Consider the following 15,998-nt stretch of genomic DNA (forward strand, 5'->3'; position numbering starts at 1 on the left):
GTATCGTTTAATCCTCGCCGAACAAATCGCGGGTAAAGACCCTGTCCGAGACATCGCGAATTTCATCCGTCAGCCGGTTGGCGACAATAAGATCCGCCGCCGCCTTGAAGGCCTCAAGATCGCGGATCACGCGACTGTGGAAGAAGTGGTCTTCCTCCATGACCGGTTCATAGATAATGACCTCGATGCCCTTGGCTTTCAGCCGCTTCATGATGCCCTGGATCGACGATTGGCGGAAATTGTCCGATCCGGCCTTCATCACCAGCCGGTGGATGCCGACGGTTTTTGGCCCACGCATCAGGATCTGATCGGCAAGGAAATCTTTGCGGGTGCGGTTGGCGTCAACAATGGCGCGGATCAGGTTCTGCGGCACGTGATTGTAGTTGGCCAGCAGCTGCTTGGTGTCCTTGGGCAGGCAATAGCCACCATAGCCAAACGACGGATTATTGTAATGGCCGCCGATCCTCGGGTCGAGGCTGATGCCCTCGATGATCTGGCGGCTATCCATGCCACCGGCCATGGCATAGCTGTCCAGCTCGTTGAAAAAGGCAACCCGCATGGCGAGGTAGGTATTGGCAAACAGCTTGATCGCCTCGGCCTCATCCAGGTCGGTGAAGAGGATTTCGACATCTTTCTTCTGGGCACCTTCAAGCAGGAGATTGGCAAAGGTCCGGGCGCGCTCGGATCGCTCTCCGACGATGATGCGGCTGGGATGCAGGTTGTCGTAAAGGGCGCGGCCTTCGCGCAGGAATTCCGGTGAAAAAATCACTTGATCCGTCGCAAGCCGGGCGCGAAGACCGCGCACATAGCCCACCGGAATGGTCGATTTGATGATGATGGTGGCCTTTGGATTGACCTGCATGACCTCTGTCACGACGGCCTCGACGGTGGAGGTATCAAAGGAATTGGTCTGGGCGTCATAATTGGTTGGTGTTGCGACGATCACGTAATCCGCATCCTGGTAGGCGGCGGCCCCGTTGGTTGTGGCGCTGAGCTTGAGATCTCGTGTCGCAAGGAAATCTTCCAGTTCGGGGTCGGCGATGGGGCTCTGGTTGGCATTGACCATCGCGACACGACCCTCGGCGATATCAACGGTGACGACCTCGTGGTTCTGGGCCAGCAGCACTGCGTTGGAAAGTCCTACATAGCCAATTCCGGCAACAGCAATTTTCATAGTTGGCATCCTGTTTTGCGTTGTGTCGTATCTGTCCCAAGGGCGGCAGAGGCTCGTCTGTTCTGGGCGCAGCCTTTCCAGGAGCTGCCGGTCCGGATCCTGATCAGCACCACCGGCGCGGAAAAATCAACGCCATTGCCTTGCCCCGCCCCCGGTTTTGCCGAGGCCTGAAACAGGTTTCTTTCCCCGATCAGGGGGCGATATTTCTTGGGGTCGCTTTTGCGCGAGAGCGGCCGCAAAGGGGTGCCCGGGCCATCGCACAGAAGAATGGGGATGATTGGGGTCACAAGACCTACTCTATCAAGCAATAATTACAATGGGATATTGGTAGCGAAGCTTTGAATTTGAGACAAGGCAGCGCGTCATCTTGGCGTTAATATTTAGCCCCAAGGCAGGGCTCGACGCCAAATCTATTGTGGCGACACTGGCTGGGTGAAACCGGCCTGATATCTGGCCGATCTGCTCGTTGAATCCCTTGGGGATTATACAGCCAACACCTGTGCGCCTTGCAACCCTGGATTGAAATGAGGCTGTCGAGTTGCGGCTATTTCAGCATGATCTGGATGCCGCAGGCCAGCAAGACCTGATCCCGGATCTCTTGCAAAACCAAATGAACGCGACAGGTTCTGGAGGGGGAATGGATTGCAAGATTGCAAGTTTGGCCAGAGTGCCGCGACAGAGTACACGGGACCAAAGCGGTGGTGACAAAAAGGCGGGCCTTTGCAGACCCGCCTTTTGCATGTTCTGTAGATCACCGTGCGTGACCTATCCCCCGAAACCTCCCCTGAACTGCGCCAGTTTCAGCCAGTCTCTGGGGGGGGCAAGGTCATCACCCAGTTGGGATCAGTTGGTTGTTGTGGTTGTTGTGCCTGTGCTTTCATCGTCATTGGTGACCACACCAACCACAACGGCAGCAGCAATGACGCCGGCTGCGATACCGCCGGCACCCAGGCCGCCAAGGCCAAGGCCGGCACCTGCACCGGCGCCACCACCTGCGCCTGCACCTGCAGCACCAGCACCAGTGGCCTGGTTGGTTACGGTGGGGGCTACAGTATCAGGATCAATGTCCTGAGCGTAGCTGGCGGTTGCGGTGGCTGCTGTCAGAAGCAGAGCTGCAATCATCTTGTTCATAATCCAAATCTCCTTTGGAAAGTTGTTTGAGACAACCCTAAGCGAGCTGACGTTTAATTTCAACGTAAGGGATAGGGGGGAATAGCTTGCGAAATGGTGTTTAAGAGGAAAATTGCTCGGAAATTTCGCACCTGTGGCAAAAACGCTCAGCTTGCAAGGTTGCGGATGCGCAGATACCCGGTTTCCGGCCCGGCCCATTGGCGTGATTTCCAAATTTCCCGACTGCGGGAATCAACCCAGTATTCATTGATGATTTCTGTTTTGCGCCCATCTGGGTCGCGCCCTTCGCAGCGTTCTTGCAGGTGCTGGGTGGTAAAGTGGCGCTCATATATTTCAAGCGTTTCGCGGCCCAGGTCCTGCAGTTCGCAGGCCATGGTGATGCGCCGTTCTTCGCTGTTGCCGCCGCGCAGGTAATAGCGGCGCAGCCCGCCCTGGGCCGGGCCGACAATGTTGTCCTGCACCGGGACATCGGCAGAGATCAGGTTTCCGGGCAGGCCACGGGTGCCAATCAGCAGGCCATTGCGGAAAAATAAGGCAATGTCATCATTGGTGCTCCAGGTGGTGATTTCACCGGGCAGATCGTCATGCCGCACCCGCAGCAGCCCGGCATAGCCAGTCAGGTCACGGTTTTCGATATAGACTTCAAGATGCGGGTTCCCCAGCTGATCGAGCAAGGCGCGGGTGACCGTGACCGGTGCCGGATCTGGCGCACGGTAATCGGAAATCACCTCGCGGATGGCCTGGCCCAGCACAATAGAACTGCTGGCCTCTTCCGGGCCTTGGTTGCAGGCCGCCGTGCCAAGCAGCAGCACCAGCCCGGCAAGGGATCTGCACAGGGGCCGGAGCCTTGGCCCCGCAGCGCGGTGAGGCTGATATGTCATTCCCAGAACCTCGCGCGTTGCTCTTGCAGCCTGTTGCGGTGGGCCGTGCGGATGGATCCGTAAAGGCGACCGGGCACCGAGACCCGCTGACCGCCATCGCGCTGGGTGGGGCGAATGGTCAGGCCATAGCCGCGGCGGTTGGGCTTGCCCAGCATCCAGGCCAGCGGAATGCGAAAGCGAAAGCCCTTGTCAAAAGAGCCTTCGCCGAAATCTTCGGCCGAGACATTGGTCAGGGTAAAGAAGGCCCCGACAACCCAGCCATTGTTGAATTCCCGGTCCAGGCTGAGGGTGCCGCCATAATCGCCCGCCAGGTAGCGCCCGGCATCCAGTTGCAGATGGTAGTCATGGCCCAGCTCGTAATAAAGAGAGCCATGGCCGGTAAAGGTCTTGTAGTCGCGAAAGCCCAGCCGCTGGTCATAGTCGCGCTGGACCACATAGTTTGCCTCGATCCCCAGGGCCAGCTTGCTGTTCACCGGCTTCCACAGGACTTCGCCCGAGATCCCGCCATACATGGTTTCAAACAGGCCGGCGCTGGCGCGGGCATAGAGGTTGCGACCGGGCTTCCAGTGCCGCATCACATAGAGGTTTTCCAGCGTGGTGCCATATTGTGCATATTCCGCCACATCGGTGCGCACATGGGGCAAGACGGAGTTGGATTTGCGCGAGCGTTTTACATTGCCCGCCAGGCGCTGACGCAGCGCCCCGGCAATGAACCAACCCGGCGCCGGGGCATAGCTGGCCGTCAGATCAACGCCGAGATCCAGGCGGAAGGGGCGGCTCGGATCAAAGTAAGAGGGCTTGGTATAGGGCGAAATGCTGCGGGAGAACGCAGGATAGAGCTCGTTGGAAAAGATCGCGTCTTCGGCCAGGGGGCGGGCGTCGCTGATGGCGCTGACCGCCAGGATGGTTTCGCTGGCCTGCGGGTTGAATTCCAGGGCCTCCAGATCGGACCGGCGCAGGGTGACGGTCGACAGTCCGACGCCATTGCGCACCGGGGTGATGCGAAAGGTCTCAACCGAGGCCGGCAGGGTGGCGGCCATGGTGCGGGCGACGCGCCCCACCGCCTGCATTTCCGACTGATAGCGCGGGTTGCGATAGCGCAGTTCAACTTCGGTGCCGGTAAAGTGGATGGCCTCCAGGATCAGCCCGTCCTTTTTCAAGGCTTCGGCGGCCTGATCGCGAAACACCGTGGTCTGGTGGCTGCTTTGCGGCCAGTCCTGATTCCAGTCGTTTTCCCCGACGGCCCATTCACTGCGCGGCAGGATTGGCGCGGCGGCGGGCACCACCATCGGCGTCATCGGCTGGCGTGGGTTCAGCTGGAACTGGGCGGTAAAGCCGACTTCAGAGCCATAGAGATAATAGGCACCCAGACGGGTGCGGTTGCTGTACTGGTATTCGGCGCCAAAGTTCAGCGAGGATTTGCGTTCAAACACATCCGAGACCTGGGTCTCGGTGATATAGGCATCGCTGGAATATTCCGCCTTCAGGCTCCAGCGATCATTGGGCTGCCATTCAATGCCGCCAAAGGGGGCGAAATCACCGCGAAACCACTGGTCATAAGACAGCTGGCCGCCGGTGCCGCCGCCGACAAAGCTGGGGCGCTGGCCGCCAATATTGCCAATGGCACCGTAAGAGCCAAGCCGCCCCCAGCCAAGGCCTGCGCTGATCTTCAGCAGGCCGGGGCCGCTGCGCCGCGACAGCGCCGGGGTCTGAAAGCGTTTGGTGGCAACAAAATATTCCGCGGCATAGACACCTGTACCGGCAAAATCCTGCAGGCCCATGGTCACCTCTGGCAGGTATTTCCCTTCTTTCCAAAGCCGCGCCCGCACATCAAAGCCGCGGTCGTAATAGGTGGAAAAGCCAAACAGGTTCAGGTTGCGGATGCCATTGTAGCGAAAGCTGGTCGAGAGCCAGGGCAGCGCCTGAAAGGTGATATTGTAGCGGCTTTGGCCGCCAAACAAGGAATAGCTGACAGCATATGTCGCATCCGGCAGCATTTCAGCCGAGGGCGTGTCCAGCAAACCGGGAGAGCCATAAAAGTTCAGCGAGGGCGGCGGCAGCGGTTTGAACCGGGGCGCCGCCTCGGCGCTGCCCGGCGCCGGGTCATGCGGCGTTCGGGTGATATCCGGGCCCCAGGCCAGGGTCGCCGAGGCACCACAGACCAGAACAGCAGCGCTGCCCAGGGTGGTCCTGAACGTAAAGAAAGAGCGGCGTATCACGGGATGGGGGCTGCCTTATTCGCTGACGTGTTTTCTGCGGGTCTTTCGGGGGTTAGACCACGGAACCCGCAAAGGGATCAACGCTGGCGCCGCCAAAGGCCCACCCCGGCTTAGGAAGATTTTCGGTTTGTGTCCTGGCTGCCATAGCCTTCAACCCAGCGCTGCAACACCAGGTTTGCGGCATGGTTGTCGCCCGATGCAACGGCTGTCCGCAGCCCGCGCATGAAAGTGGCCACTTCGATTTCCGACAGCACGGTTTCGCGGGTGCAAAAGATCTTGGGGTGCCGGGTCGTGATCAGCTCATTGGTCAGGGTCAGCTCTTCTTCCATCTTTTCACCCGGGCGCAGCCCGATGATTTCAATGGCAATTTCACCATCCGGGTTCTCTGCGTCGCGCAGGCTGTAGCCGGCACTTTCGATCACCTGGCGCGCCATCTGCAGAATCGACACCGGCTCGCCCATATCCAGCACAAAGACTTCACCACCCTGGGCTTCGGCCCCGGCCTGCAGCACCAGTTGCACCGCCTCGGAGATGGTCATGAAATAGCGCTTTACCCGGGGATCGGTCACGGTGACCGGGCCGCCCCGGCTGATCTGATCCTGAAACAGTGGCACCACTGAACCGGAAGAGCCCAGCACATTGCCAAAACGCACCATGGTAAAGACGGTCCGGGGGCTGCGGCTGGCCATATCCTGCAGCAAGAGTTCGGCCATGCGTTTGGAGGCCCCCATCACATTGGTCGGGCGCACCGCCTTGTCAGAGGAAATCAGGATGAAGCGTTCGACCCCGGCCTGCAGCGCGGCCTGCGCCAGATTCTGGGTGCCAAAGACGTTGTTTGCCAGCCCTGCCAAGGGGTTGGCTTCAACCAGGGGAACATGTTTATAAGCGGCGGCATGCAGCACCACCTGGACGTTATGGGCCTCAAGCACCCGGCGCATCTGGCGGTTGTCGGTGACCGATCCCAGCACCGGCAGGATCTCGACACCGGCCTCGCGGGCCAGGCTCTCCAGTTCTTGGTGGATGGTGTAAAGCGCCAGTTCGTTCAGCTCGAACAGCACCAGGCGGGTGGGGCGACACCGCAGCACCTGGCGGCAGAGTTCTGACCCGATGGAGCCACCGGCGCCGGAAATCAGCACCACCCGATCCGCATAAGAGCTGCTGGCCGCATTGAGCGGCAGATCGCGGGCCTCGCGGCCAAGAAATCTCTGCGGTGGCACCAGGGTCAGCTTGTCGACAAGGGCCTCTTCGCCAATCAGCTGGGCAAAGGAGGGCAGGGCCTGCACCTCCAGCCCCATGCGTTGCAGCCGCACAATCACCTGGGCCTGTTTCGGCTGGCTCTGCGACGGCATGGCCAGCAGCACCCGGTTGATCTGGCGGGTCTTCACCAGTTCCTGAATGCGGCCCGGAGCAAAGACCTGCAGCCCGACCAGGGTCATCCCCTGCAGCGAGCTGTTGTCATCGACAAAGGCCACCGGATCAATGCCATCATGGGATTTCAGCGCCTGGGCCAGCTGGGTGCCGGTGGTGCCGGCGCCATAGATCAGCACCCGACAACGCGGCGAAGCACGGCGATAAACCATCAGGACCACCTGATGCAGCAGGGCGCGAATGGCCATCATGAACAGCAGCAGGCTGGTGGCAAAGACAACATAGGTGCCCGGCGACAGCCCCGGCCCAAACAGCTCTGTCAGCAGCGCCAGGGTGGTGGCCGTCAACAGGGCCACCAGGGCGGTCAGCCCCACCGCGTGACGTTCATAGGCATTCAGCTGCACCATCGGCAGCCCCAATCTGAGCTCGGCCAAGGCCATGATCGTCAGCACATAGGGCAATACTGGCAGCAGCCCCGACAGCGTCAGGAGTGCCGATTGCGGCAATGGCTGCATGATGAGGGTAAACAGCAGCGCCAGCGGCACCAGGGTCAGGTCAACTGCCAAAAAGACATAGGATTTCTGCTTGCGCGATAGCGCACTGATCAGGTCGAGCATCCCTGTCCGTCCAGTTTCTTTGCCCCCCGTTTTTGGGGGAGGTGCCTGTTGATGAAGAACTGAAAGAGCGTTTTTTTACGCCCTGCCCCGCCTGGATACACACCTTTAAGATGTATCCCCAAGCCTGTCTTCGCATTTAATTGCCTCTAGCATGAAAGCGCATGGCTAGCAAAGAAAAGCAGGGGATCCAACCATATCAGGGGGTGATTTTTTCTTATAAATACGCGCATTTTTTCCAATTGGCGGCAGCACCGGTCATGGTCCGGGTTCACAACCCTGATGGGTGTTGCGGTTTTTGCCTTTGGGATCCGGGGGATGGGGGATTTGGTATCAGCCGCGCCGGAAAATATTGCCAATGGTTTGAAATACGAGATCAAAATCATAGCACATACTTTGGTTGCGCTGATAAATCAGATCCAGTCGCGCCTTGGCCGGCACGCAGATGCGGGAATAGACCGCATCGGTTTCCTCTGGTGTCTGGCAGCGCGCCAGCAGGGCGGCTTCGTGTTTGTGATAGCAGATGGAGGCCAGTCCGGTGACGCCGGGGCGCGATTGCAGCACCTTTGCGTAGATCTCGGGATTGGCTTCGACATATTGGCGCAGCGGCGGGCGTGGCCCGACAAAGGACAGATCTCCCTTAAGGATATTCCACAGCTGGGGGAATTCATCCAGTCGCCTGGCGCGCAGCCAGGCCCCGGTCCTGGTGATGCGCGCCGCCTTGTCGCCGCCCGAAACCCCGGTGTCTGTCTCGGCCAGGGTCATGGTGCGCAGCTTCCACAGGCGAAAGCCGCGGGTGGGTGTGGTCATGCGCTCGGCCAGATAGAACACCGGGCGCCCCTCTTTCCACAGCAGCCAGAGCAGCAGGGCCAGCAGGACCGGCCCCAGAATGACAATCAGCAGGGTGACAAAGAACAGATCAAAAAGACGTTTGCGCCAGGTCATGAGCCGGGGGTCTCCTCTGCGGAATGCGGGGCGATGGTGGCCCAGTCTGCGACCAGCTGGTCCGCCTGCGCCGGGGTCTGCAGCAGCGATTGCAGCGCCGGGATATCAGCCAGGAGCCGGGCCAGGCGGCCGACATCCAGACCGACCTCGGCAATGGCGTCGGCGGCGGCGGGGCGCAGCTGAAACGGCAGATCGGCGGCGCGCAGCAGCGCGCCCATCTCGATCAATCCGGGCTGGGCCAGATTCAGACAGGGCGGCAGGTCGGTCCGGGGCAGCAGCGCCGCCAGGATCCGGGCCAGCGCCTGTGGCCCGACATAGCTGCGCCGGGGGCTGGAACCATCTTCGAACTGATCCAGGCAAAACCCCGGCGTCCAGCCCCCCAGAATGGCGTCCAGCCCGGCGATATTGCCAATGCGCAGCGCCGTGACCGGCACCCCCAGCTGTTGGCCCAATCTGGCAGCGCGTTGCTCCATCTCGGCCTTGGCGGTGCCATAGGGCTGCACCGGACGCAGCGGCTGATCTTCCGCCAGCAGGCCTGGCTGATTGCCATAGACCGCCGCCGAGGAGGCCAGGAGAACCCGCGGCGGCTGACCGGATCCTGGCCTGCGGGCCTGGGCTGCCGCCTTGATTGCGGCCTCGGCCAGGCGGCTGTTATCGGCCAGATCGCCGCCCCGCCCCGGAATGCTGCCCGCCAGGCAGAGCACCACATCCGCCCTGGCCACCAGCGCCGCCAGGCGCGCGGGCTCTGCCAGCGGGTCAAGAACCGGATTGGCCAGGGGCGTCTTGCGCAGCGGCTGGCGGCTTTGCCAGTGCAGCTGGGGGCTGGTCCCGGGCGACTGCTTTGGGCACCAGAACTGGCGCAAAAGCGCCCCGATACGCCCTGATGCGCCAAGAATGACTGTGACCGGAAAACCCATTTGTCGCCTCTGTTTATTCTGGGCGCGCAGCCGTGTTGACGCGCCGCCCAAGCCCAGTATCTTGCACAGAGCAAAAATCAAGACCATTCCCGAAAAGAGTCTCCATGCGCCTTCTGTTCCCCCTGCTTGCTGCTGTCAGCGTTATTTTGTTGCCAGCGGCCTGCGGGCGTCTGCCCGGTGGGGCCCCCGCCAGCGAAGAGATCATCCAGCAATCGGGGGCGGCAGAGGCCGATTTCGCGCTGTACTCGGTCACGCGTGCCTTTCTGCCCTCGGTGGCGCAGTGGCCGGCAACGGGCAAGCAAGAGCAGCTCAACTGGATTGGGGCCAGCACCGGGGCCAAGACCCAGATCATCCAGCCCGGCGACAAGCTGACCCTGCGGATCTGGGATAGCAGCGACAATTCCCTGCTGACCTCTACGGAACAGAAGATGGTGCAGCTGCAGGATGTGCGGGTGGCGGCCAATGGCAGCATCTTCATGCCCTATGTGGGCAATGTGAATGTGCTGGGGCTGACCCCGGATCTGGCCCGCGAGACCCTGCAGGGCGAGTTGGAGGCCATCGTGCCCTCGGCGCAGCTGCAGCTGGACATGGCCGAGGGGCGCAACAATTCGGTTGATCTGGTCTCGGGTGTGGCCCGTCCGGGCACCTATCCGATGCCCGACCGGAATTTTTCCGTCATGGGGCTGATCTCGACCGGGGGCGGCATCAGCGCTAATTTGAACAACCCGCAGATCCGTCTGGTGCGCGGCCAGAGCATCTATGGCACCTCGGTGGATACCCTGCTGAACACGCCGCGGCTTGATACGCTGCTGCGCGGGGGCGACCGGGTCTTTGTCGAAGAAGATGCCCGCTATTTCCTGTCCTTTGGCGCCACCGGCACAGAGGATCTGCATATTTTCACCAAGGACGAGATGTCGGCGATGGATGCGATTTCGGTTGCCGGTGGTTTTCAGGATGGCCGGGCTGATCCGCAGGGGCTCTTGGTGCTGCGTGAATATGGGCCGGATGCAGTGGCCCCCGGTGTGCGGGGGCCGCGCCAGCCCCGGGTGGTCTTTACCCTGGATCTGACCTCGGCGGATGGGCTGTTTTCGGCCCGCAAGTTCCAGATCAACCCCGGAGACCTGGTGATGGCAACAGAATCGCCGATCAATGACGCGCTGACCATTTCCAATATCATCGGCAACTTCTTTGGCGTCTTCAGCCGGGCGGGGGTTCTCTAGGGGCTGACCGGGGACTGCCCGCCCGCCGCAGAGCCGGGGCACCCCTGGGGTGTTGCGGGGGCGGGTGCTGCAAAATTGCCCTAGTGTGAAAAATACTTAAAGTTTTTGCCTTTTTCGCTAATCCTGTGCAGGTTTAGTAGATCATGTGGCAAGGCCAGGCCTGGCGACCGGGCTCGCGGTCAGACCGGGCTGAGGCCCTGGGCTGGTGCTATTGGGAAAAATGGATTTGAAAATGCGCGTTTCTATCAGATCATTGGCCTTTGGCCTGGCGCTGGGTGGCCTGACCCTGGGGGGGCTGACGGCCGCTTCGGCCCTGACCGTCGATCCGGTGCAGCAGCATAATTCCAGCGCGGTCTGGTTTGAAAACTGGTCGGGCCTCAGCAATGCCATGCTGGTGGTCGCCGCCCCCAATGGTGCGGTCACAAAGGTTTTTGCCGCCTCCGGCACCCCAGTCTATGAACTGGACCGCGCCCAGGTGCTGGATGGGATCTATCACTATGAGCTGAAGGCGGCCACCGATGAGACGATTGAAATCGTCAATCCCACCGATAATGGCCGGGGAGAGATTGCCAGCTCGAAGGCCAAGCCTTTTTACATGAACGGGTCTTTTATGGTATCGCGCGGGGTGATTGTTACCCCGGAAGAGATCCAGGAAGACTGAACAGATGACGCTACGCAGTCACATATGCGCCGCACCAAAGAGGATATAGTATGACAGTTTCATTCCAGCGCAGCCTGATCACAGGCGTTAGTTCCCTAGGCCTGATGGCGGGGGCTCTGGGCCTGTCATCAGGGGGGGCGCAGGCGGATCAGGTGATCTCTGACGATCTGATTGTCGGCAGCAGCCTCTGTTTGGGGATGGATTGCGTCAATGGCGAAAACTTTGGCTTTGATACCCTTCGCCTGAAGGAAAACAACCTGCGCATCAGGTTCCAGGATACCTCGAACAGCGGCAGTTTCCCTACCAATGACTGGCAGATTACCGTCAATGACACGTCAAATGGCGGTCTCAACAAGTTCTCCATCGATGATATTGATGGCGGCAGAACCCCCTTTACCATCGAAGCCTTGGCGCCATCGCATAGTCTGTATTTGGATGACGGCGGCCGTATCGGTCTGGGCACCAGCACCCCGGTTGTCGAAGCGCATGTCGTGGATGGCGATACGCCGACGCTGCGGCTTGAACAGGACGGCTCCTCCGGTTTCACCCCGCAGACCTGGGATCTGGCCAGCAACGAGACCAACTTCTTTATCCGCGACGCCACCAATGGCAGCCGCCTGCCCTTCAAGATCCGCCCCTCGGCGCCGACCAATGCGCTTTATATTGATACGGACGGTGATATTGGCTTTGGCACGGCCTCTCCGGATGCGGCGCTGCATGTGGTCGGCAACAGCAATATGCTGATCGAAGACAGTGACACCGGCACTGCACCGACCGAAATGCTGGAAGTGCGCGGCAATATCCTGGCCTCTGGCGGCGGCGATCTGATGGTCAGCAATGCCGGCGAGGCGACCGTTACCCTCTCCGATACCAGCGATCCCGGTCCCGATTTCAAAATGCGCCTGCTGGGGGGGACCTTCCGTCTCTCCTTCAATGGCACCGGCGATGCCGAGCTGGAACTGGACGAAGCCGGCAATGTGACTATTCCCGGAAGTCTGATCACCACCGGTGGCGGTGGCGCCTGTACTTTGGCCGATCCCTGTGACGCGGTCTTTGACCCCGAGATCTATCAGGTGCCTTCGATCGAAGATCACGCGGCGCAGATGTGGGCAGACAAGCACCTGCCAGCGGTGGGGCCAACCGGCCCGGGCATCCCGGTCAATGTTTCGCACAAGATGCTGCGGATGCTGAACGAGCTGGAAACCGCACATATCTACATCGAACAGCTGAACAGCCGGATTTCAGAACTGGAAACCCACCTGCAAGGGGGCTGATCCCGGCCGCCGCTCCAGGCTCTGGCCCGATTGGGGTTTGGGTCTAGGGGGGGGCGCATCGGCTGCGCCTTTGCAACCGCGCGCTTTTACCGTGTCCCCCCCCCCTCTTTGCTTCCTCAGGTTCCCGGCTCCAGCCTGCCCGGCAGACGTTCCAGCGCCCTGTGTCCAGCGCCCTGTGTTTTCTACAAAAAGATGAGATCCCCCCATGCCAGCCAGCCCCCAGTCTCAGCCGCAGTCTCAGTCTGCTCCGTCTTTGGGCCTTGGCCGAACGGCGGTGGCGCCCTCTGGTCTGCGGCTGGTGCTGGCGCTGTTGCTTCTGGCGGTGATCACCCTGCTGTTCTGGACCGGGTCACGCTATCCGGCGCTGAATGAAAAGCTGATGATGTCTGGCGCGATCCAGCTCGAAGATCCGCTGAGCTTTGAGGCAAAATACCAGCTGACCGAGACCATGGGGATCGCGGAGCGGGTGTTCTACACAACCCTGAACTGGATCAATACCAACAAGAAGGGCATGACCTTCGGCATTCTCTTTGCCGCCAGCTTCATGACGGCGCTTGGCTATCTGCGGCGCCGTGCCTTTCAAAGCGGGCTGGCCAATGCGCTGTTGGGGCTGTTCATCGGCGCGCCGCTGGGGGTCTGCGCCAATTGTGCCGCGCCGATTGGCCGGGGGCTGCATGCCTCGGGGATGCGGGTCGAGACGGTTTTGGCCACCATGGTGGCCTCGCCCACCCTCAACTTTGTGGTGCTGACCATGCTGCTGGCACTGGTGCCCTTTTATATGGTGGTGGTGAAGGTCGCGCTCAGCCTGCTGGTGATCCTGGTGGTGGTGCCGCTGATCTGCCGGGCCCTGCCCCAGGCTGCGGTAGATCAGGCGGCAGCGGAACAGGTGCCGACCGATGCGCCCGCGCAGCACCCCTGGAGCGCCGCCGAACTGGCCCCCGCAGCAACAGCGGCCAAGCCCGAGGGGCTGCTGCGCGCGGTACTTGGCGTTGCCTGGGCCTATCTGGGCAATCTGTGGTATATTGTGCGCCTCACCGTGCCCTTGATGCTGGCGGCGGGATTTCTGGGGGCGCTGGTCGCAACCCTGCTGCCGTCAAGCCTGATCACCGGCCTGCCCTTCGGGCTGGGGGCCTTGCTGCTGATTGCTGCGGTGGGGCTGTTCCTGCCGGTGCCCATCGGGTTTGACGTGGTGCTCTGCGGGGTGCTGATCGCCAGCGGGTTGGCGCAGGGCTATGTCATGGCGCTCTTGATCACCCTGGGCAGTTTTTCGATCTATTCCTTCTTTATCATCCGCCAGATGCTGGGGCTGCGGGTTGCGGCGCAGATGGCCGGGGTGCTGGCGCTGCTGGGCATTCTGGCCGGGGCCGGCGCGCAGAGCTATCACAACTGGCAAAGTCAGCGGGCGCTGGAGATGCTGTTGCAGGGTGCGGCCCAGCCCATAGAGCCTGCGGCAGAGATCGCAGGCGGCGGGCTGTTCTGGGGCGCGGCCCAGGCGGCGACGCTGGATCCGCTGGCGCTGCCAGAGGTCACCACGCCGGATGCCGCTGCAATCAGCCTCACCGCCAGCGCCCTGGCGCCGCCCTCGCCTGCGGCCGACACCCTGTTCACCCGCGCCGAGGCCCGCAGCTTTGGCATCGACAAGCCGCTGGAATTTTCCATGCGTGATATGTGGCCCCCCTTCTGGGAGGGACGCAGCCTGTCTTCTGGCGATCTGGACGGGGATGGCGATATCGACCTGGCGGTGGCCTCGACGGAAGCCGGGCTCTATCTTTATGAAAACGACGGCAGCGGCCAGTTTTCCCGCCTTGCCCTGGACCCGGCGGCCCAGGCCGAGCTGGCCGCGCTGACCGATCTGGCGATTTTCAACGCGGTCCTGGTGGATATCGACAATGACGGCTGGCTGGATCTGTTTCTTGCCAGCTATCTCAAGGGCAACTTCTGGTGGCGCAACCACCAGGGCCGGTTTGGCGACAGCCCGCTGCAGGTGGTGCAGGGCAGTGAAGAGACACCGCTTGCCATGGCGCTGAGCTTTGCCGATCTGGACCGCGACGGCTATCTGGATCTCGGTCTCGGCAACTGGGCGGCGGGCTGGTATCGCCGCATTCCGGGCGAGGAATCCCGCAATCGGCTGGTCTTTAACCCGGATGGTCGCCTGGATGGCAAGACCGCCCAGGATCTGCCCGGCATTCCCGGCGAAACCCTGTCGCTGCTGTTCAGCGATTTTGACGGCGACGGGATGCAGGATCTGATTGTCGGCAATGATTTTGACATCCCCGATTATTTCTATCGCGGCGATGGCGCAGGGGGGATGCAGATGCTGACCCAGCCCGAGGGGCTGATCCCGCATACACCAACCACCACCATGTCGGTGTCGGTGGCGGATCTGTTCAACGATGGCACCCCCGAGATTTACATGGCGCAGATCGCCGGGCGCTCTTCCGGGGTGTCTGATCGGCTGAACATGCAGCCGCTGGGGCAGTACTGCGATGCGATCGAGCACCCCGCCAGCAAAGCCACCTGCCTGCAGAATATGGCGATCAAGGCCTGGTATAAATCGGGCAACCGTTTTGATCCTTCTTATGCCAGCCGCTGTCAGCAATTGCAGGGGCACAACCAGGAGGCGTGCAAGGCCATGCTGATCAAGGATCTGGCGATCCAGAAACGCGATCCCGCGCTCTGTGCCCTGATCCCAGAACATCAGCCGGTGCCGCGGGCCTATTGCGACCTGCATTTCAAACCGGCGCGCGCCCCCCTGGCGGCAGAAATCGCCCTGACCCATCCGCAGATCCTGCGGGCCAATGTGCTGCTGGAATGGCAGGCGGCCAGCGCCGGGACCGCCGGGCGCTACGCCGATACCGCCGCCACACGCGGGCTGGAGGTGGGCGGCTGGAGCTGGGACACCAAGGTGGCGGATTTTGATCTGGATGGCTGGCAGGATCTCTATATCGTCAATGGCACCTGGGTGCCCAATGAGGTCTCTCCCTCCAATCTCTATTTCAAGAATGACGGAGAGGGCGGCTTTGCCGAAGCCTCGCGGGTATCGGGGCTGGTGGATTACCTGATGACAGCCGCAGCCAGCCAGTTTGACATCGACGGGGATGGCGATCTTGATCTGGTGACCCATCCGGTGAACGGGCCGCTGGCACTGTTTCGCAATAGTGCCCAAGGCCCCCGGCTGGCGATGCAGCTAGAGGATCTGGGGGGCAACCGCGCCGCAATCGGCGCCCGGGTCACCCTGGAAATGGCGGATGGCAGCCAGCAGATGCGCGAGATCCAGCTTGGCGGCGGCTTCATGAGCTACGATGCGCCCCGGCTGCATTTTGGCCTGGGAGAAAACGGCGAGGCCAGCGCTGCCAGCATCCGCTGGCCTGATGGCAGCGAGACCCGTATCAAAGGCCCTTTGCGCGCCGGGAACCTCTATCAGATCAGCCGCCAGCGCTAGGGCGCAGGCGCGGCACCTGGGCTCGCCTCTGCCTGCCGTTTGGGGCGGCCGGGCCAGCAACATCCAGGGTTGTGTCGGCGGGAAATGGCCAATCTGCGACAGTCGCCTAAAAATTTGCCTTTCTGGAAATGCACCATTGCTGCCCATTGCCG

At 61.4% G+C, this 15,998-nt stretch carries 11 protein-coding genes; 4 read left to right on the forward strand and 7 right to left on the reverse strand.

The genetic code is table 11. The features are described from left to right. Positions 1–7 precede the first annotated feature (7 nt). From ACN0VH_RS18590 to ACN0VH_RS18620, 7 genes are all read right to left on the reverse strand, one after another. A complete protein-coding gene (locus ACN0VH_RS18590; RefSeq protein ID WP_278924196.1) occupies positions 8–1,174 on the reverse strand; it encodes a nucleotide sugar dehydrogenase in 1,167 nt (388 codons plus the stop codon). Positions 1,175–2,017: 843 nt separating this feature from the next. Further along, positions 2,018–2,305, reverse strand: coding sequence for a hypothetical protein (locus tag ACN0VH_RS18595; RefSeq protein WP_417701836.1), 288 nt, complete (start codon positions 2,303–2,305; stop codon positions 2,018–2,020). A 146-nt stretch (positions 2,306–2,451) separates the two neighbouring features. Further along, on the reverse strand, positions 2,452–3,186 hold the full coding sequence (locus ACN0VH_RS18600) for a YjbF family lipoprotein (RefSeq protein ID WP_417701838.1): 735 nt from the start codon (positions 3,184–3,186) through the stop codon (positions 2,452–2,454). After that, complete coding sequence (locus ACN0VH_RS18605) at positions 3,183–5,405, reverse strand: YjbH domain-containing protein (RefSeq protein WP_417701840.1); 2,223 nt, start codon at positions 5,403–5,405, stop codon at positions 3,183–3,185. Before ACN0VH_RS18605 ends, ACN0VH_RS18600 begins: the two co-directional genes overlap by 4 nt. Before the next feature lie 110 nt (positions 5,406–5,515). Continuing rightward, positions 5,516–7,390, reverse strand: a complete 1,875-nt coding sequence (locus ACN0VH_RS18610; RefSeq protein ID WP_417701842.1) for a polysaccharide biosynthesis protein — start codon at positions 7,388–7,390, stop codon at positions 5,516–5,518. Positions 7,391–7,720: 330 nt separating this feature from the next. Further along, positions 7,721–8,332 carry a sugar transferase gene (locus tag ACN0VH_RS18615; RefSeq protein WP_417701844.1) on the reverse strand — a complete coding sequence of 204 codons (612 nt, stop codon included), beginning with the start codon at positions 8,330–8,332 and terminating at the stop codon, positions 7,721–7,723. Next, positions 8,329–9,249: an NAD-dependent epimerase/dehydratase family protein gene (locus tag ACN0VH_RS18620; RefSeq protein WP_417701846.1), complete on the reverse strand. Its 921-nt coding sequence runs from the start codon at positions 9,247–9,249 to the stop codon at positions 8,329–8,331. The genes ACN0VH_RS18615 and ACN0VH_RS18620 overlap by 4 nt, the downstream gene beginning before the upstream one ends. 104 nt (positions 9,250–9,353) lie before the next feature. Between ACN0VH_RS18620 and ACN0VH_RS18625 the strand changes: the two genes are divergently transcribed. From ACN0VH_RS18625 to ACN0VH_RS18640, 4 genes are all read left to right on the forward strand, one after another. Beyond that, entirely contained in the window at positions 9,354–10,469 is a 1,116-nt protein-coding gene (locus tag ACN0VH_RS18625; protein ID WP_417701848.1) for a polysaccharide biosynthesis/export family protein, read from the forward strand. A gap of 232 nt (positions 10,470–10,701) precedes the next feature. Continuing rightward, complete coding sequence (locus ACN0VH_RS18630; RefSeq protein WP_417701850.1) at positions 10,702–11,130, forward strand: hypothetical protein; 429 nt, start codon at positions 10,702–10,704, stop codon at positions 11,128–11,130. 50 nt (positions 11,131–11,180) lie between these two features. Then, on the forward strand, positions 11,181–12,404 hold the full coding sequence (locus ACN0VH_RS18635; protein ID WP_417701852.1) for a hypothetical protein: 1,224 nt from the start codon (positions 11,181–11,183) through the stop codon (positions 12,402–12,404). A 205-nt stretch (positions 12,405–12,609) separates the two neighbouring features. Next, entirely contained in the window at positions 12,610–15,846 is a 3,237-nt protein-coding gene (locus ACN0VH_RS18640) for an FG-GAP-like repeat-containing protein (protein WP_417701854.1), read from the forward strand. Positions 15,847–15,998: the final 152 nt, after the last annotated feature.

It is taken from the genome of Pseudophaeobacter sp. (genome assembly GCF_048267565.1).
Classification (GTDB): Bacteria; Pseudomonadota; Alphaproteobacteria; order Rhodobacterales; family Rhodobacteraceae; genus Pseudophaeobacter; species Pseudophaeobacter profundi.